Genomic DNA, 17,029 nt, shown 5'->3' with positions numbered 1-17,029 from the left:
AGGCGGAGAAGGAGGTCCGTTTCATATGGACACGCAACACCCGCACCACCAGCAGGATCCGGCGCACTCCGATGCGGCGCGGCCCGTTCTCGAAGGCCCCGACATCGCCCGCGTCCTGACCCGCATCGCCCACGAGATCGTCGAACGTGCCAAGGGCGCCGACGACGTGGTGCTCCTCGGCATCCCGACCCGCGGCGTCTTCCTCGCCGAGCGGCTCGCCGTCAAGCTCCGGGAGATCACCGGGCGCAAGACCCCGGTCGGCTCGCTCGACATCACCATGTACCGCGACGACCTGCGCCTGAAGCCCGCCCGGGCACTGGGCCGCACCGAGATCCCCGGCGACGGGGTGGACGGCCGCCTCGTCGTCCTCGTGGACGACGTCCTCTTCTCCGGCCGCACCATCCGCGCCGCCCTCGACGCGCTCGGCGACATCGGCCGCCCCCGCGCCGTCCAGCTCGCGGTCCTCGTGGACCGCGGCCACCGCGAACTTCCGATCCGCGCCGACTACGTCGGCAAGAACCTCCCCACGTCGCTGCGGGAGACGGTCAAGGTCCAGCTCGCCGAGGAGGACGGCCGCGACGCCGTGCTGCTCGGCGTCAAGCAGACCGCCCCGGCCCGCGAGCAGTAGCCCCCTCGTTCCGTACGGTCCACACCACGCCGTACGGCCCGCTGCCGCGCGCCCGCATGCCCGAAAACCTCCACCACACCTGGAGAACCCCCAGATGAAGCGCCACCTCATCTCGGCCGCCGACCTCACCCGCGACGACGCCGTACTCATCCTCGACACCACCGAGGAGATGGCCCGGGTCGCCGACCGGCCGATAAAGAAGCTCCCCGCCCTGCGCGGCCGGACGATCTGCAACCTCTTCTTCGAGGACTCCACCCGCACCCGGATCTCCTTCGAAGCCGCCGAGAAGCGCCTGTCGGCCGATGTCATCAACTTCGCCGCCAAGGGCTCCTCGGTCTCCAAGGGCGAGTCCCTCAAGGACACCGCGCAGACCCTGGAGGCCATGGGCGTCGACGCCGTCGTCATCCGGCACAGCGCGTCGGGCGCCCCCTACCGCCTGGCGACCTCCGGCTGGATCGACGCCCCCGTGATCAACGCCGGCGACGGCACCCACCAGCACCCCACCCAGGCGCTGCTCGACGCGTTCACCATGCGCCGCCGCCTGGTCGGCAAGGACGCGCTCGGCCAGGACCTGGCCGGCAAGCGCATCACCCTCGTCGGCGACGTGTTGCACAGCCGGGTGGCCCGCTCCAACGTCGACCTGCTGCACACGCTGGGCGCCGAGGTCACCCTGGTGGCCCCGCCGACCCTGCTGCCGGTCGGCGTCGAGCACTGGACCTGCGACGTGTCGTACGACCTGGACACCGTGCTGCCGAAGTCCGACGCGGTGATGATGCTGAGGGTGCAGCGCGAACGCATGAACGCCGCCTTCTTCCCGACCGAGCGCGAGTACTCGCGGCGCTACGGGCTCGACGGCGAGCGCATGGCCAAGATGCCGGAGCACGGCATCGTGATGCACCCCGGCCCGATGGTGCGCGGCATGGAGATCACCGCCGAGGTCGCCGACTCCGACCGCTGCACGGTGGTCGAACAGGTCGCCAACGGCGTCCACACCCGCATGGCGGTCCTGTACCTGCTCCTTGGCGGCAACGAGCCCGCCGTCAGCCACGCCCGTCCCGCCGATTCGGAGAACAAGTAACCATGAGCAAGATCCTTATCCGTGGTGCGAAGGTCCTTGGCGGCGAGGTCCAGGACGTCCTGATCGACGGCGAGACCATCGCCGCGGTCGGTACCGGCCTCGAAGCCGGTGACGCGGCCGTCATCGACGCCGAGGGCCAGATCCTGCTGCCCGGCCTCGTCGACCTGCACACCCACCTGCGCGAGCCCGGCCGCGAGGACTCCGAGACCGTCCTCACCGGCACCCAGGCCGCCGCGCGCGGCGGCTACACCTCGGTGTTCGCCATGGCCAACACCTTCCCCGTCGCCGACACCGCCGGTGTGGTCGAGCAGGTCTGGCGGCTCGGCAAGGAGTCCGGCTACTGCGACGTGCAGCCCATCGGCGCCGTCACCGTCGGCCTCGCGGGCAAGCAGCTCTCCGAGCTCGGCGCCATGCACGACTCCGCGGCCGCGGTCACCGTCTTCTCCGACGACGGCAAGTGCGTGGACGACGCGGTGATCATGCGTCGCGCCCTGGAGTACGTGAAGGCCTTCGGCGGCGTCGTCGCCCAGCACGCCCAGGAGCCCCGCCTCACCGAGGGCGCCCAGATGAACGAGGGCGTCGTCTCGGCCGAACTCGGGCTCGGCGGCTGGCCGGCCGTCGCCGAGGAGTCGATCATCGCCCGCGATGTGCTGCTCGCCGAGCACGTCGGCTCCCGCGTGCACATCTGCCACCTGTCGACCGCCGGTTCGGTCGAGATCGTCCGGTGGGCCAAGTCACGCGGCATCGACGTCACCGCCGAGGTCACCCCGCACCACCTGCTCCTCACCGACGAGCTGGTCCGCTCGTACAACCCGGTCTACAAGGTGAACCCGCCGCTGCGCACCGAGCGCGACGTCCTGGCGCTGCGCGAGGCCCTGGCCGACGGCACGATCGACATCGTCGCCACCGACCACGCCCCGCACCCGCACGAGGACAAGGACTGCGAGTGGGCCGCGGCCGCCATGGGCATGGTGGGCCTGGAGACCGCGCTCTCCGTCGTCCAGCACACGATGGTCGAGACCGGGCTGCTGGACTGGGCCGGCGTCGCCGACCGCATGTCCCACAAGCCCGCTCAGATCGGCCAGGCCACCGGCCACGGACGCCCCGTCTCGGCAGGCGAACCCGCCAACCTGACGCTGGTCGATCCGGCATACCGTGGAGAGGTGAACCCCGCGGGCTTCGCCTCGCGCAGCCGCAACACCCCCTACGAGGGCCGCGAGCTGCCCGGACGCATCACCCACACCTTCCTGCGGGGCCGGGCAACGGTCGTGGACGGGAAGCTGGCGTGACGTACGCATCACTGATCAATCTGGCCGCCGAGGAGAAGTCGGCCGCGGTGACCAACTGGGGCGGGCGGATCGGCTGGGTCGTCGGACTGCTGCTCTTCGTGGCGCTCGTCTACTGGCTGATGCGCCAGGGCTGGCAGTGGCGCGGCCGCCTCCAGTCCGACCTGCCCGCCCTTCCCGCCCGCCCGTCTCCCGCCGCCGCCCTCGACGGAGGCGGCAAGCCGCCGCTGCATGGGATGCCCGAGACGCCGGGCGAGGCGACACTGAAGCTGAGCGGCCGCTACCACGGCTCCACCACCGCCGGTCAGTGGCTCGACCGGATCGTGGCGCACGGCCTGGGCGTCCGCAGCAAGGCCGAGCTCACGCTGACGGACGCGGGCCTGGACGTCGTACGCCCCGGTGCGAACGACTTCTTCGTCCCGGCCGACCGGCTCCGCGAGGCCCGGCTCGACAAGGGCATCGCGGGCAAGGTCCTCACCGAGGGCGGCCTGCTCGTCGTCACCTGGCAGCACGGCGACCGGCTCATCGACTCGGGCTTCCGCTCCGACCGGGCGGAGCAGCACACCGCCTGGGTCGAAGCCATCAACTCCATGACTGAGACTTCTGAACAACCCACCAACACGACGGAAGGCGCCGCACGATGACGACCTCCACCCGGGGAGCCGCCAACGCTCCCGCCGTACTCGTCCTGGAGGACGGCCGCATCTTCCGCGGCCGCGCCTACGGGGCCGTGGGGGAGACCTTCGGCGAGGCCGTGTTCTCCACCGGCATGACCGGCTACCAGGAGACCCTCACCGACCCGTCGTACCACCGCCAGGTCGTCGTGATGACCGCCCCGCACGTCGGCAACACCGGCGTCAACGACGAGGACCCCGAGTCCTCGCGCATCTGGGTGGCCGGCTACGTCGTGCGCGACCCCGCCCGCATCCCGTCCAACTGGCGCTCGCGCCGCTCCCTGGACGACGAGCTCGTCAAGCAGGGCGTCGTCGGGATCTCCGGCATCGACACCCGCGCGCTCACCCGCCACCTGCGCGAGCGCGGCGCCATGCGCGTCGGCATCTTCTCCGGCGACGCTGTCGCCGAGGACGCCAAGCTGCTCGCCCGGGTCAAGGAAGCCCCCCAGATGGTCGGCGCGAACCTCTCCGCCGAGGTCGCCACCAAGGAGGCGTACGTCGTCCCCGCGATCGGCACGAAGCGCTTCACCGTCGCCGCCGTCGACCTCGGCATCAAGGGCATGACCCCGCACCGCATGGCCGAGCGCGGCATCGAGGTGCACGTGCTGCCCGCGACCGCCACCGCCGAGGACGTGTACGCGGTCAACCCCGACGGCGTGTTCTTCTCCAACGGCCCCGGCGACCCGGCCACCGCCGACGGCCCGGTCTCGGTCATGCGAGCCGTCCTCGAACGCAAGACGCCGCTGTTCGGCATCTGCTTCGGCAACCAGATTCTCGGCCGCGCGCTCGGCTTCGGCACGTACAAGCTGAAGTACGGCCACCGCGGCATCAACCAGCCGGTGCAGGACCGTACGACCGGCAAGGTCGAGGTCACCGCGCACAACCACGGCTTCGCCGTCGACGCGCCGCTCGACAAGGTCTCCGAGACGCCCTACGGGCGCGCCGAGGTCTCCCACGTCTGTCTGAACGACCAGGTCGTCGAAGGCCTCCAGCTGCTCGACCAGCCGGCCTTCAGCGTCCAGTACCACCCCGAAGCCGCCGCGGGACCGCACGACGCCGCGTACCTCTTCGACCGCTTCGTACAGCTCATGGAGGGCCAGCGTGCCTAAGCGCTCCGACATCCAGTCCGTCCTGGTCATCGGCTCCGGCCCGATCGTCATCGGCCAGGCCGCCGAGTTCGACTACTCCGGCACCCAGGCCTGCCGCATCCTCAAGGCCGAGGGCCTCAGGGTCATCCTGGTCAACTCCAACCCCGCGACGATCATGACCGACCCGGAGATCGCCGACGCCACGTACGTCGAGCCGATCACCCCGGAGTTCGTGGAGAAGATCATCGCCAAGGAGCGCCCCGACGCGCTCCTGCCCACCCTCGGCGGCCAGACCGCGCTCAACACCGCGATCTCCATGCACGAGCAGGGCGTCCTGGAGAAGTACGGCGTCGAGCTGATCGGCGCCAACGTCGAGGCCATCAACAAGGGCGAGGACCGCGACCTCTTCAAGGGCGTCGTGGCGGCCGTCAAGGAGAAGATCGGCTACGGCGAGTCCGCCCGCTCGGTCATCTGCCACTCCATGGACGACGTCCTCAAGGGCGTCGACACGCTCGGCGGCTACCCCGTCGTCGTCCGCCCCTCCTTCACCATGGGCGGCGCCGGCTCCGGCTTCGCGCACGACGAGGAGGAGCTGCGCCGCATCGCCGGCCAGGGCCTCACGCTCTCCCCGACCACCGAGGTGCTCCTGGAGGAGTCCATCCTCGGCTGGAAGGAGTACGAGCTGGAGCTGATGCGCGACAAGAACGACAACGTCGTGGTCGTCTGCTCCATCGAGAACTTCGACCCGATGGGCGTGCACACCGGCGACTCCATCACCGTCGCCCCGGCGATGACGCTGACCGACCGCGAGTACCAGCGGCTGCGCGACATCGGCATCGCGATCATCCGCGAGGTCGGCGTCGACACCGGCGGCTGCAACATCCAGTTCGCGATCGACCCGGACGACGGCCGCGTCATCGTCATCGAGATGAACCCCCGGGTGTCGCGTTCGTCCGCGCTCGCGTCGAAGGCCACCGGCTTCCCGATCGCCAAGATCGCGGCCAAGCTGGCCATCGGCTACACGCTGGACGAGGTCCCCAACGACATCACCGAGAAGACCCCGGCCTCCTTCGAGCCGACCCTCGACTACGTCGTGGTGAAGGCCCCGCGCTTCGCCTTCGAGAAGTTCCCCTCGGCGGACTCCACCCTCACCACCACCATGAAGTCGGTGGGCGAGGCCATGGCGATCGGCCGCAACTTCACCGAGGCCCTCCAGAAGGCGCTGCGCTCCCTGGAGAAGAAGGGCTCGCAGTTCGACTTCACGGGCCCGGTCGGCACCAAGGACGTGCTCCTGGAGGAGGCCAAGCGGCCGACCGACGGGCGCATCAACACCGTCATGTACGCGATCCGGGCCGGCGCGACCCAGCAGGAGGTCTTCGAGTCCACGAAGATCGACCCGTGGTTCGTGGACCAGCTCTTCCTCATCAAGGAGATCGCCGACGAGCTGGCCGCCGCCGACAAGCTCGGCCCCGAACTGCTCGTCGAGGCCAAGCGGCACGGCTTCTCCGACGCCCAGATCGCCGAGATCCGCGGCCTGCGCGAGGACGTCGTCCGCGAGGTCCGGCACGCGCTCGGGGTGCGCCCGGTCTACAAGACGGTCGACACCTGCGCCGCCGAGTTCGCCGCCAAGACCCCGTACTTCTACTCCTCGTACGACGAGGAGAGCGAGGTCGCGCCGCGCACCAAGCCCGCGGTGATCATCCTGGGTTCGGGCCCCAACCGCATCGGCCAGGGCATCGAGTTCGACTACTCCTGCGTCCACGCCTCCTTCGCGCTGAGCGACGCGGGCTACGAGACCGTGATGGTCAACTGCAACCCGGAGACCGTCTCGACGGACTACGACACCTCCGACCGCCTCTACTTCGAGCCGCTCACGCTCGAAGACGTGCTTGAGATCGTCCACGCCGAGACCCTCGCGGGCCCGGTCGCGGGCGTCGTCGTCCAGCTCGGCGGCCAGACCCCGCTGGGCCTGGCGCAGGCGCTGAAGGACAACGGCGTCCCGGTGGTGGGCACTTCGCCCGAGGCGATCCACGCCGCCGAGGACCGCGGCGCCTTCGGCCGCGTGCTCGCCGAGGCCGGTCTGCCCGCGCCCAAGCACGGCACCGCCACCACCTTCGCGGGCGCCAAGGCCATCGCTGACGAGATCGGCTACCCCGTCCTGGTGCGTCCGTCGTACGTGCTCGGCGGCCGCGGCATGGAGATCGTGTACGACGAGGAGCGGCTGTCCTCGTACATCGCCGAGTCCACCGAGATCAGCCCGACCCGGCCGGTCCTGGTCGACCGCTTCCTGGACGACGCCATCGAGATCGACGTGGACGCCCTCTACGACGGCACCGAGCTCTACCTCGGCGGCGTCATGGAGCACATCGAGGAGGCCGGCATCCACTCCGGCGACTCGGCGTGCGCACTGCCCCCGATCACGCTCGGCGGCTTCGACATCAAGCGCCTGCGCGCGTCGACCGAGGCCATCGCCAAGGGAGTTGGGGTCCGCGGACTGATCAACATCCAGTTCGCGATGGCGGGCGACATCCTGTACGTCCTGGAGGCCAACCCGCGCGCCTCGCGCACCGTGCCCTTCACCTCGAAGGCGACCGCGGTGCCGCTCGCGAAGGCCGCCGCCCGCATCTCGCTGGGCGCGACCATCGCCGAGCTGCGCGCCGAGGGCATGCTCCCGAAGGACGGCGACGGCGGCACGCTGCCGCTGGACGCGCCGATCTCCGTCAAGGAGGCCGTGATGCCGTGGAGCCGCTTCCGCGACGTGCACGGGCGCGGCGTGGACACGGTGCTCGGTCCGGAGATGCGCTCCACCGGTGAAGTCATGGGCATCGACTCGGTGTTCGGCACCGCGTACGCCAAGTCGCAGGCGGGCGCCTACGGTCCGCTGCCGACGAAGGGCCGCGCGTTCATCTCGGTCGCCAACCGGGACAAGCGCACGATGATCTTCCCGGCGCGCGAACTGGTCGCCCACGGCTTCGAGTTGCTCGCCACCTCCGGCACCGCCGAGGTGCTGCGCCGCAACGGCATCAACGCCACGGTCGTACGCAAGCTCAGCGACGGCGAGGGTCCGAACGGCGAGAAGACGATCGTCCAGCTGATCCACGACGGCGAGGTCGACCTCATCGTCAACACCCCGTACGGCACGGGTGGCCGCCTCGACGGCTACGAGATCCGCACGGCGGCCGTCGCCCGGTCCGTACCGTGTCTGACCACGGTCCAGGCGCTCGCCGCCGCCGTCCAGGGCATCGACGCCCTCAATCGCGGTGACGTGGGCGTCCGTTCGCTCCAGGAACACGCGGAACACCTGACCGCGGCCCGCGACTAGCAGCAGTTGAGGGGGACACCGGAAACGGTGTCCCCCTCTTCATGAGCCCTCCTGAGGACACCGAACATGTACAAGCTCTTCTTCAACCTCGTCTTCAAGCGGATGGACCCCGAGCAGGCGCACCACCTGGCCTTCCGCTGGATCCGGCTCGCGGCCCGTGTCCCCGTACTGCGCACCTTCGTCGCCGCGGTCCTCGCCCCCCGCTACCAGGAGCTGCGTACCGAGGCGCTCGGCCTGCGCATGCACGGCCCGTTCGGCCTCGCGGCCGGCTTCGACAAGAACGCCGTCGCCGTCGACGGCATGTCGATGCTGGGCTTCGACCACATCGAGATCGGCACGGTCACCGGCGAGCCCCAGCCGGGCAACCCCAAGAAGCGCCTGTTCCGCCTCGTGCCGGACCGCGCGCTGATCAACCGCATGGGCTTCAACAACGAGGGCTCGGCGGCGGTCGCGGAGCGCCTGGCGGCGCGCAAGGCCGTGTTCCGTACGACCGTCGGCGTCAACATCGGCAAGACCAAGGCCGTACCGGAGGCCGAGGCCGCCGCCGACTACGTGAAGTCGACCGAGCGGCTCGCCGCGCACGCCGACTACCTCGTCGTGAACGTGTCCTCGCCGAACACGCCGGGCCTGCGCAACCTCCAGGCCACCGAGTCGCTCCGCCCGCTGCTCACCGCCGTGCGCGAGGCCGCCGACCGCAGCGTCCCGGGCCGCCGGGTCCCGCTGCTCGTCAAGATCGCGCCCGACCTCGCCGACGCGGACATCGACGCGGTCGCCGACCTCGCCGTCGAGCTCGGCCTGGACGGGATCATCGCCACCAACACGACGATCGCCAGGGACGGGCTCGGCCTGAAGTCCGCGGCGGACCTCGTCGAGGAGACCGGCGGCCTGTCCGGCGCCCCGCTCAAGGAGCGCTCCCTGGAGGTGCTGAGCCGCCTGTACGCGCGCGTCGGCGACCGCCTCGTCCTGATCGGCGTCGGCGGCATCGAGAACGCCGAGGACGCCTGGCAGCGCATCCTCGCCGGCGCCACCCTGGTCCAGGGCTACAGCGCCTTCATCTACGAGGGCCCCTTCTGGGGCCGCGCGATCCACAAGGGCCTCGCGGCCCGGCTCGCCACCTCCCCGTACGCAACCCTCGCCGAGGCCGTCGGCGCCGAGACCCGGAAGAAGGCCGCCGCATGATCCCCTTCGGTACCCGACTGCGCGAGGCGATGGACACCCGCGGCCAGCTCTGCGTGGGCATCGACCCGCACGCCTCCCTCCTCGCGGACTGGGGCCTGAACGACGACATCGCGGGTCTGGAGCGCTTCACGCGCACCGCCGTGGAGGCGCTGGCGGACCGGGTGGCGGTCATGAAGCCGCAGTCGGCGTTCTTCGAGCGGTTCGGCTCGCGCGGCATCGCCGTCCTGGAGAAGGCGGTCGAGGAGGCCCGGGCGGCCGGCACGCTGGTCCTGATGGACGCCAAGCGCGGCGACATCGGCTCCACGATGGCGGCGTACGCGGCCACCTACCTGGACCCCGCGTCCCCGCTCTTCTCCGACGCCGTGACCGTCTCGCCGTACCTGGGCTTCGGCTCGCTGCGCCCGGCGCTCGACCTGGCGGCGAAGTCCGGCTCGGGCGTCTTCGTGCTTGCCCTGACCTCCAATCCGGAGGGCGCCGAGGTGCAGCGCTCCACGGCGGCCGACGGCCGGTCCCTTGCCCAGCTGATGCTGGACCACATGGCGGCGGAGAACGCCGGGGCCGCCCCGCTCGGCTCGGTCGGCGCGGTGGTCGGCGCGACGCTGGGCGACGCCGGAGTGGACCTCGACATCAACGGCCCGCTGCTCGCCCCCGGCATCGGCGCCCAGGGCGCGACCCCGGCCGACCTCCCCGGGGTCTTCGGCTCAGCCATGCGCAACGTGGTCCCGAGCGTCAGCCGCGGTGTGCTGCGCCACGGCCCCGACGTGAGCGCCCTGCGCGAGGCGGCGGCCCGCTACGCGGACGAGGTCCGCGCGGCGCTCCCGCAGGCGTGAGGCGCGGCGCGACCTCGATGTGACATGCGTCGCATCGGGGCCGCGCGCCCTCCGGTGCGCCGGAACCACCGCCCGGACCGGTCGCCGGAACGGTAAAGCGCGCCGTTCGGGGATGCCGCGGGGTGCGCGCACACGGAACGTTGACAAATTCCTTACGCAAAACCCGGGTGTTTTGTCCGGAAAGTCCTGGTCGGCTGAGGCTGACCAGGACTTTTCGTCTGTTCTCGCTGACTGGAGCGGCCTTGGCCGCTAGTCTCCGACGAGAGCAGACGAGCACGTGCGCGAGTGCGTTGTTCGTTGCTCGCCCTGGTGTGGGGCGACTAGCTTCCTCACCGGTCCCGTATCCGACAGTTCGACATCCGAGGTGACGTAGGCGTGGCTCTTCCGCCCCTTACCCCTGAACAGCGCGCAGCCGCGCTCGAAAAGGCCGCCGCGGCTCGCCGGGAGCGGGCCGAGGTCAAGAATCGACTCAAGCACTCCGGCGCCTCCCTCCACGAGGTCATCAAGCAGGGCCAGGAGAACGACGTCATCGGGAAGATGAAGGTCTCCGCCCTCCTTGAGTCCCTGCCCGGCGTGGGCAAGGTCCGCGCCAAGCAGCTCATGGAGCGGCTCGGGATCTCCGAGAGCCGCCGCGTGCGGGGGCTCGGCTCCAACCAGATCGCGTCCCTTGAGCGCGAGTTCGGCGGCTCCGGGGCCTGACGTCTCGGGCATACCCGAGAAGCTGGAATAATCGCCGCATGGCAGCAACACTCCGGGGGACCACCCCCGTACCCCCGGACGCACGTCCGCGGCTGACCGTGCTCTCCGGCCCCTCCGGGGTCGGCAAGAGCACGGTCGTCGCCCATATGCGCAAGGTCCACCCCGAAGTCTGGCTCTCGGTGTCGGCCACCACCCGCAAGCCGCGCCCCGGCGAGCGGCACGGTGTGCAGTACTTCTTCGTGGACGACGAGGAGTTCGACAAGCTCGTCGCCAACGGCGAACTGCTCGAATGGGCCGAGTTCGCGGGCAACCGCTACGGCACCCCGCGCAAGGCCGTCCTGGAGCGCCTCGAAGCGGGCGAGCTCGTCCTCCTGGAGATCGACCTCCAGGGCGCCCGGCTCGTACGCGAGTCGATGCCCGAGGCCCAGCTCGTCTTCCTCGCGCCGCCGAGCTGGGACGAACTGGTCCGCCGGCTCACCGGCCGCGGCACCGAGGCGCCCGAGGTCATCGAGCGCCGGCTGGCCGCCGCGAAGGTCGAACTGGCCGCCGAGGCCGAGTTCGATACGACGCTGGTCAACACCTCGGTCGAGGACGTGGCGCGCGAGCTGCTAGCCTTGATGCGAGTTGTCTGATCGAGTCGTGTGACGTTATTCGGCTCACATCGGTTCAGCCCACATCTTCGATCCCCATCGGAAGGCAGAGAGTGTCCTCTTCCATGACCGCGCCCGAGGGCATCATCAACCCTCCGATTGATGAGCTCCTCGAAGCAACCGACTCGAAGTACAGCCTGGTGATCTACGCGGCCAAGCGCGCCCGCCAGATCAACGCGTACTACTCGCAGCTCGGTGAGGGCCTGCTTGAGTACGTCGGCCCGCTGGTGGACACCCACGTCCACGAGAAGCCGCTCTCGATCGCGCTGCGCGAGATCAACGCGGGTCTGCTGACCTCCGAGGCCATCGAGGGCCCCGCCCAGTAGGCACCAGACGTTCCACCACAGGCCCGGCAGCGCGACTGCCGGGCCTGTGGTGTGTCATGGGTACGTACATGTCATGGGTATGTATCTGCAGACCGAAGATCGCAGGGCGCGGGGAGAGGCGAATTTTCCGATGGGCAAGCCGAAGGTCGTTCTGGGGGTCAGCGGTGGCATCGCCGCCTACAAGGCGTGCGAGCTGCTGCGGCGGCTGACCGAATCGGGTCACGACGTCCGGGTGGTGCCGACCGCGTCGGCGCTGAACTTCGTCGGCGCGGCCACCTGGTCGGCGCTCTCCGGCCACCCCGTCTCGACCGAGGTCTGGTCGGACGTCCACGAGGTGCCCCACGTGCGGATCGGACAGGGCGCCGACCTGGTGATCGTGGCTCCGGCCACCGCCGACATGCTGGCCAAGGCCGCCCACGGCCTCGCCGACGACCTGCTGACCAACACCCTGCTCACCGCCCGCTGCCCGGTCGTCTTCGCGCCCGCGATGCACACCGAGATGTGGGAGCACCCCGCGACCCAGGAGAACGTGGCGACGCTGCGCCGCCGCGGAGCCGTCGTCATCGAGCCCGCCGTCGGCCGCCTCACCGGAGTCGACACCGGCAAGGGGCGGCTGCCCGACCCCGACGAGCTCTTCGAGGTGTGCCGCCGGGTGCTCGCGCGGGGGAGTGCCGAGCGGGATCTGGCCGGGCGGCACGTCGTGATCAGCGCGGGCGGCACGCGCGAGCCGCTCGACCCGGTGCGCTATCTCGGCAACCGCTCCTCCGGGAAGCAGGGGTACGCGCTGGCCCGCACCGCCGTCGCCAGAGGGGCCAGGGTCACCCTGATCGAGGCCAACACCGGTCTGGTGGACCCGGCGGGCGCGGATGTGGTCCGCGTCGGCACCGCCGTACAGCTGCGCGAGGCCGTCCTGAAGGCCGCCGCGGACGCCGACGCCGTGGTGATGGCCGCCGCCGTCGCCGACTTCCGCCCCGAGTCGTACGCCGCCGGAAAGATCAAGAAGAAGGACGGCCAGGAGCCGGCGCCGCTCGCCCTGGTACGTAATCCGGACATCCTCGCCGAGATCTCGGCCGACCGGGCCCGGCCCGGACAACTCGTTGTCGGCTTCGCCGCCGAGACCGACGACGTCCTCGCCAACGGCCGCCTCAAGCTCAGGCGCAAGGGGTGTGACCTGCTCGTGGTCAATGAGGTCGGGGAGCGCAAGACGTTCGGTTCCGAGGAGAACGAGGCGGTCGTCCTCGGGGCCGACGGCTCGCAGACCCCGGTGCCGTATGGTCCCAAGGAGGCCCTCGCGGACACCGTGTGGGACCTGGTGGGCCAGCGTTTCGGTCACACCGGCACCGCCTCGGGCGACCGGCCCTGAAGCCGCCGGACCGCGTGACCGGGGCGTCCTCCGGGGCCCCTGCGGCGTGTCGATACGACCAGTTCCGGAGATCTTCGGACTCCACGGAGCGAGACACGTGGTCCATTGAGCAGAACCGACCGATAAACTGGTCTCGGAACGCCGCCGGGCGCAGCTCCCGGGGCGTCCAACAATGATCAGCCAGCAGCCGCTGCAACCCCAGGGAGCGTTGTGTCCCGTCGTCTCTTCACCTCGGAGTCTGTGACCGAGGGTCACCCCGACAAGATCGCTGACCAGATCAGCGACACGATCCTCGACGCGCTCCTGCGCGAGGACCCGACCTCTCGCGTCGCCGTGGAGACCCTCATCACCACGGGCCTCGTGCACGTGGCCGGCGAGGTCACCACCAAGGCCTACGCGCCCATCGCGCAGCTGGTGCGCGACAAGATCCTCGAGATCGGCTACGACTCGTCGAAGAAGGGCTTCGACGGCGCCTCCTGCGGCGTCTCGGTGTCCATCGGCGCGCAGTCCCCGGACATCGCGCAGGGCGTCGACACCGCGTACGAGAAGCGCGTCGAGGGCGACGAGGACGAGCTGGACAAGCAGGGCGCCGGCGACCAGGGCCTGATGTTCGGGTACGCCACCGACGAGACCCCCGAGCTGATGCCGCTGCCGATCCACATCGCGCACCGGCTCTCGCGCCGCCTCACCGAGGTCCGCAAGAACGGCACCATCCCCTACCTGCGCCCCGACGGCAAGACCCAGGTCACCATCGAGTACGACGGCGACAAGGCGGTCCGCCTCGACACGGTCGTCGTCTCCACGCAGCACGCGAGCGACATCGACCTGGAGTCGCTGCTCGCCCCCGACATCCGCGAGTTCGTGGTCGAGCACGTCATCAACCAGCTCGTCGACGACGGCATCAAGCTGGACACGGACGGCTACCGCCTCCTTGTGAACCCGACCGGCCGCTTCGAGATCGGCGGCCCGATGGGCGACGCGGGCCTCACCGGCCGCAAGATCATCATCGACACGTACGGCGGCATGGCCCGCCACGGCGGCGGCGCGTTCTCGGGCAAGGACCCGTCGAAGGTGGACCGCTCCGCCGCGTACGCGATGCGCTGGGTCGCCAAGAACGTGGTGGCCGCGGGTCTCGCCGCGCGCTGCGAGGTCCAGGTCGCGTACGCGATCGGCAAGGCCGAGCCGGTGGGTCTGTTCGTGGAGACGTTCGGCACCAACACGGTCGACAACGAGAAGATCGAGACCGCCATCACCGAGGTCTTCGACCTCCGCCCGGCCGCGATCATCCGCGACCTCGACCTGCTGCGCCCGATCTACGCGCAGACCGCCGCCTACGGCCACTTCGGCCGCGAGCTCCCCGACTTCACCTGGGAGCGCACGGACCGCGTCGACGCCCTGCGCAGGGCCGCGGGCCTGTAGCCGAAACGGCACTCCACGAGGGCCCCACCCGGACCCTTAAGTTCTAGTGGTCGTCGCAACGCCCCAGCTCAGGGGATGCGATGGACTTCGAGATTCGTAAGGAACGTCTGCAAGGGCCGAAGAAGCTGCACCGGGAACGGGAGGCATACTTCGAGCTCGTGAACCGCGGCGTGAGCAACACGGAGGCTTGCCGGATCGTCGGAGTGAACCGACGGACCGGGAAACGATGGCAGCACGGCCGCCAGCCGACCGGCCGCAGGAAGTGGGTGCCACCCATCACGGTGGCTCCCGCTTCCCGGCCGTCTCGGTACCTGCGCGAGGCGGACCGGATCTACATAGCCGATCGGCTGCGGGAGAACGCGTCGGTCCGTTCCATCGCCGCCGAACTCGGCCGCAGTCCCTCCACCGTAAGTCGCGAGATCAGTCGCAACCGGCATCCAGGCAATGGCCAGTACCGCCCCTTCGCAGCCGATGCACGTGCCCTCGCCCGCCGGCCCCGCCCCAAGCCGGGGAAGATCGGCCGGAATGTGGAGCTGCGGGACTACATCCAGGAACGCCTGGAAAGGCGTTGGAGCCCGGAGCAGATAGTCCATCACCTCCGCAAGGACTTCCCCGACCGTCCGGAGATGCATGTGGTCCACGAGACGATCTATCAGGCCCTCTACGTGCAAGGCCGCGGAGAACTCCGCCGTGACCTGGTGAAGGCGCTCCGCACCGGACGCGCCCGCCGCAAGCCCCGCCGCCAGGCCCAGCAGCGTCAGCCGCGCTACTCGACGCCGATGGTCATGATCAGCGACCGTCCGGCCGAAGCCAGTGACCGCGCGGTCCCGGGCCACTGGGAGGGAGACCTGATCATCGGCAAGGACAACGGCTCCGCGATCGGCACCCTGGTCGAACGCAGCACCCGCTACCTGATGCTCGTCCACCTGCCCCAGGGCCGCAGCACGGAACGAGTACGCGACGCTCTCCTGGACACCGTCAGATATCTACCGCCTCACCTGAAGCGATCACTGACCTGGGACCAGGGAAGTGAGATGGGCCGCCACCACGAGTTCGCCATGGCGGCCCGGATGCCGGTCTATTTCTGCGACCCGGCCAGCCCTTGGCAGCGCGGCTCGAACGAGAACACCAACGGCCTGCTCCGGCAGTACTTCCCCAAGGCCACCGACCTCGCCGTCCACGATCGCGATCGCCTGGATACCGTGGCCACCGAGCTGAACAGCCGCCCACGCAAAACGCTCGACTGGGAGACCCCAGCCGAGCGCCTGCATAAACTGCTCGCCACCACACGTCAGTGATCACGTGTTGCGACGATTCCTAGAATCCACCGTGCCGGTCCGGGGCCCTCGTGTGCCCTCTCCTTGCAGATCGCCTGTTGCGGATCCCGTCACGATTCCATGGTCGGTGTCTCTGGAGGGGCCTCGGGCACCGGGCCGTCGAAGCGGTTCTTGATCTCGGAGGCGGCTTCAGCCTTCCCGTGAGCCTCGGCCACTTGGGCAAGCCGCTTGGCGAACAGGGACAGGTCCGGGTCAGCCGGACTGAACCCGAACCACGCAATCACCTCGTCCAATCGGCGATCCGGCTCCGCCGCGGGTGCCTCTCCGTCCGTATCAGGGGTGCTTTCCGAACCCAACGGACCTCCCGCAGGCAAGTCCGACTGCGGCGGAACGCGTGCGGGCACGAGGTGTTGGAACTGCGGTGCGACTTCGTCGTTGTTGGCCGCCGCGGTGAGCCTGGCCAGGACACCGATGCGGTCCACGGTTTCCTCGATACGGTCCTCGTTGCGGGCGAGCCACCACACGACCGCGCTGCCGGTGTCCTTGAGGACGTCTTCGCCGAGGTAGGCGCGCTTGTTGCGCTCCTGATTGCGCTCGTGCTCCCAGACGTCCTCGTTCTTGCGCACGGTGGAGAGCTTGGAAAGACGTTCGAGATCCTGATCGGGGAGGCAGAGTGAAACCTCCTGCGCCATAGCGAGCAATCGCCCGCTGGGGTCCGGCCGCATGGTTCCGAGAGCGCCGTCGAGCCGGTGCTGCACCAGCGCGCTCCTGGATGGCGGCTGTTCCGCCGTGATCTCCCGGGCGCGGCGCAAGACGGCGTCAACAGCCAGGCCGGATGGATTGATCAGGGGAGCGTCGTCGGGCGGCTCCAGAAGGATCCAGCGCACCGTCGCCGAGAAGATGAAGTCGTAGTCCAGGGCAGCGCTGGGCAGCGCCACATCGCTGACATGCAGCTCCTGTCGGGGAGCAGGTGGTATCGGCAGATCGGGTTCCATGGTGGCGTGATGGGGAAACCCGTCACTGCCCCGGGCCATGAACCGGTTGGCCGCGATGGCGGCTGTGACCAGCACGGTGGCCAGCACGGGCCAGGTCCAGCGCGGCCATTGCAGGGCGATTCCCGCGATGACCAGCAGCAGCCCGCACAGGAGGGTGACGAAGACGGTCATGGTGTTGCGGCCTGAGCCGATCATTTGCTCCCCCGAGGAGTAGT

General features: G+C 69.9%; 15 protein-coding genes. 14 read left to right on the top strand and 1 reads right to left on the bottom strand.

What is annotated here, in order from left to right; genetic code table 11:
• The first annotated feature begins 25 nt into the window (after positions 1–25).
• From pyrR to ACIBK6_RS12240, 14 genes are all read left to right on the top strand, one after another.
• On the top strand, positions 26–628 hold the full coding sequence (pyrR, locus tag ACIBK6_RS12305) for a bifunctional pyr operon transcriptional regulator/uracil phosphoribosyltransferase PyrR (RefSeq protein WP_399051134.1): 603 nt from the start codon (positions 26–28) through the stop codon (positions 626–628).
• A gap of 94 nt (positions 629–722) precedes the next feature.
• Complete coding sequence (locus ACIBK6_RS12300; RefSeq protein ID WP_399051133.1) at positions 723–1,706, top strand: aspartate carbamoyltransferase catalytic subunit; 984 nt, start codon at positions 723–725, stop codon at positions 1,704–1,706.
• Between the two features lie 2 nt (positions 1,707–1,708).
• Positions 1,709–2,995 carry a dihydroorotase gene (locus ACIBK6_RS12295; protein ID WP_399051132.1) on the top strand — a complete coding sequence of 429 codons (1,287 nt, stop codon included), beginning with the start codon at positions 1,709–1,711 and terminating at the stop codon, positions 2,993–2,995.
• Positions 2,992–3,636 carry a hypothetical protein gene (locus ACIBK6_RS12290; RefSeq protein ID WP_399051131.1) on the top strand — a complete coding sequence of 215 codons (645 nt, stop codon included), beginning with the start codon at positions 2,992–2,994 and terminating at the stop codon, positions 3,634–3,636. The genes ACIBK6_RS12295 and ACIBK6_RS12290 overlap by 4 nt, the downstream gene beginning before the upstream one ends.
• Entirely contained in the window at positions 3,633–4,775 is a 1,143-nt protein-coding gene (gene carA, locus ACIBK6_RS12285; RefSeq protein ID WP_399051130.1) for a glutamine-hydrolyzing carbamoyl-phosphate synthase small subunit, read from the top strand. Before ACIBK6_RS12290 ends, carA begins: the two co-directional genes overlap by 4 nt.
• Positions 4,768–8,076, top strand: a complete 3,309-nt coding sequence (gene carB, locus ACIBK6_RS12280) for a carbamoyl-phosphate synthase large subunit (RefSeq protein WP_399051129.1) — start codon at positions 4,768–4,770, stop codon at positions 8,074–8,076. Before carA ends, carB begins: the two co-directional genes overlap by 8 nt.
• Positions 8,077–8,142: 66 nt before the next feature.
• Positions 8,143–9,255, top strand: coding sequence for a quinone-dependent dihydroorotate dehydrogenase (locus ACIBK6_RS12275; protein ID WP_399051128.1), 1,113 nt, complete (start codon positions 8,143–8,145; stop codon positions 9,253–9,255).
• Positions 9,252–10,085: an orotidine-5'-phosphate decarboxylase gene (gene pyrF / locus ACIBK6_RS12270; RefSeq protein ID WP_399051127.1), complete on the top strand. Its 834-nt coding sequence runs from the start codon at positions 9,252–9,254 to the stop codon at positions 10,083–10,085. Before ACIBK6_RS12275 ends, pyrF begins: the two co-directional genes overlap by 4 nt.
• 375 nt (positions 10,086–10,460) lie before the next feature.
• Positions 10,461–10,784 (top strand): integration host factor, encoded by a 324-nt coding sequence (locus tag ACIBK6_RS12265; RefSeq protein WP_330329439.1) that lies wholly within the window; start codon positions 10,461–10,463, stop codon positions 10,782–10,784.
• Between the two features lie 38 nt (positions 10,785–10,822).
• Positions 10,823–11,416: a guanylate kinase gene (gene gmk, locus ACIBK6_RS12260; protein WP_399051126.1), complete on the top strand. Its 594-nt coding sequence runs from the start codon at positions 10,823–10,825 to the stop codon at positions 11,414–11,416.
• A 71-nt stretch (positions 11,417–11,487) separates the two neighbouring features.
• Positions 11,488–11,760 carry a DNA-directed RNA polymerase subunit omega gene (gene rpoZ / locus ACIBK6_RS12255; RefSeq protein ID WP_017242218.1) on the top strand — a complete coding sequence of 91 codons (273 nt, stop codon included), beginning with the start codon at positions 11,488–11,490 and terminating at the stop codon, positions 11,758–11,760.
• 130 nt (positions 11,761–11,890) lie between these two features.
• Positions 11,891–13,123: a bifunctional phosphopantothenoylcysteine decarboxylase/phosphopantothenate--cysteine ligase CoaBC gene (gene coaBC / locus ACIBK6_RS12250; RefSeq protein WP_399051125.1), complete on the top strand. Its 1,233-nt coding sequence runs from the start codon at positions 11,891–11,893 to the stop codon at positions 13,121–13,123.
• 210 nt (positions 13,124–13,333) lie between these two features.
• Complete coding sequence (gene metK / locus ACIBK6_RS12245) at positions 13,334–14,542, top strand: methionine adenosyltransferase (RefSeq protein WP_399051124.1); 1,209 nt, start codon at positions 13,334–13,336, stop codon at positions 14,540–14,542.
• Between the two features lie 170 nt (positions 14,543–14,712).
• On the top strand, positions 14,713–15,840 hold the full coding sequence (locus ACIBK6_RS12240; RefSeq protein ID WP_399051436.1) for an IS30 family transposase: 1,128 nt from the start codon (positions 14,713–14,715) through the stop codon (positions 15,838–15,840).
• Positions 15,841–15,929: 89 nt separating this feature from the next.
• Here ACIBK6_RS12240 and ACIBK6_RS12235 read toward each other — a convergent pair whose 3' ends face one another.
• Positions 15,930–17,009, bottom strand: a complete 1,080-nt coding sequence (locus ACIBK6_RS12235; protein ID WP_399051123.1) for a hypothetical protein — start codon at positions 17,007–17,009, stop codon at positions 15,930–15,932.
• Positions 17,010–17,029 lie beyond the last annotated feature (20 nt).

Origin of the sequence: Streptomyces sp. NPDC050485 (genome assembly GCF_044458185.1) — a bacterium.
In the GTDB taxonomy this organism is placed as follows: Bacteria; Actinomycetota; Actinomycetes; order Streptomycetales; family Streptomycetaceae; genus Streptomyces.
Note: the sequence above shows the minus strand (reverse complement) of the source record. Positions and strands in the feature narration are given on the sequence as shown.

Bases quoted from the DNA above. Each gene is read 5' to 3' on its own strand.
- pyrR (WP_399051134.1), top strand. From the start codon at position 26: ATGGACACGCAACACCCGCACCACCAGCAGGATCCGGCGCACTCCGAT.
- ACIBK6_RS12300 (WP_399051133.1), top strand. From the start codon at position 723: ATGAAGCGCCACCTCATCTCGGCCGCCGACCTCACCCGCGACGACGCC.
- ACIBK6_RS12295 (WP_399051132.1), top strand. From the start codon at position 1,709: ATGAGCAAGATCCTTATCCGTGGTGCGAAGGTCCTTGGCGGCGAGGTC.
- carA (WP_399051130.1), top strand. From the start codon at position 3,633: ATGACGACCTCCACCCGGGGAGCCGCCAACGCTCCCGCCGTACTCGTC.
- ACIBK6_RS12275 (WP_399051128.1), top strand. From the start codon at position 8,143: ATGTACAAGCTCTTCTTCAACCTCGTCTTCAAGCGGATGGACCCCGAG.
- pyrF (WP_399051127.1), top strand. From the start codon at position 9,252: ATGATCCCCTTCGGTACCCGACTGCGCGAGGCGATGGACACCCGCGGC.
- gmk (WP_399051126.1), top strand. From the start codon at position 10,823: ATGGCAGCAACACTCCGGGGGACCACCCCCGTACCCCCGGACGCACGT.
- coaBC (WP_399051125.1), top strand. From the start codon at position 11,891: ATGGGCAAGCCGAAGGTCGTTCTGGGGGTCAGCGGTGGCATCGCCGCC.
- ACIBK6_RS12235 (WP_399051123.1), bottom strand. From the start codon at position 17,009: ATGATCGGCTCAGGCCGCAACACCATGACCGTCTTCGTCACCCTCCTG.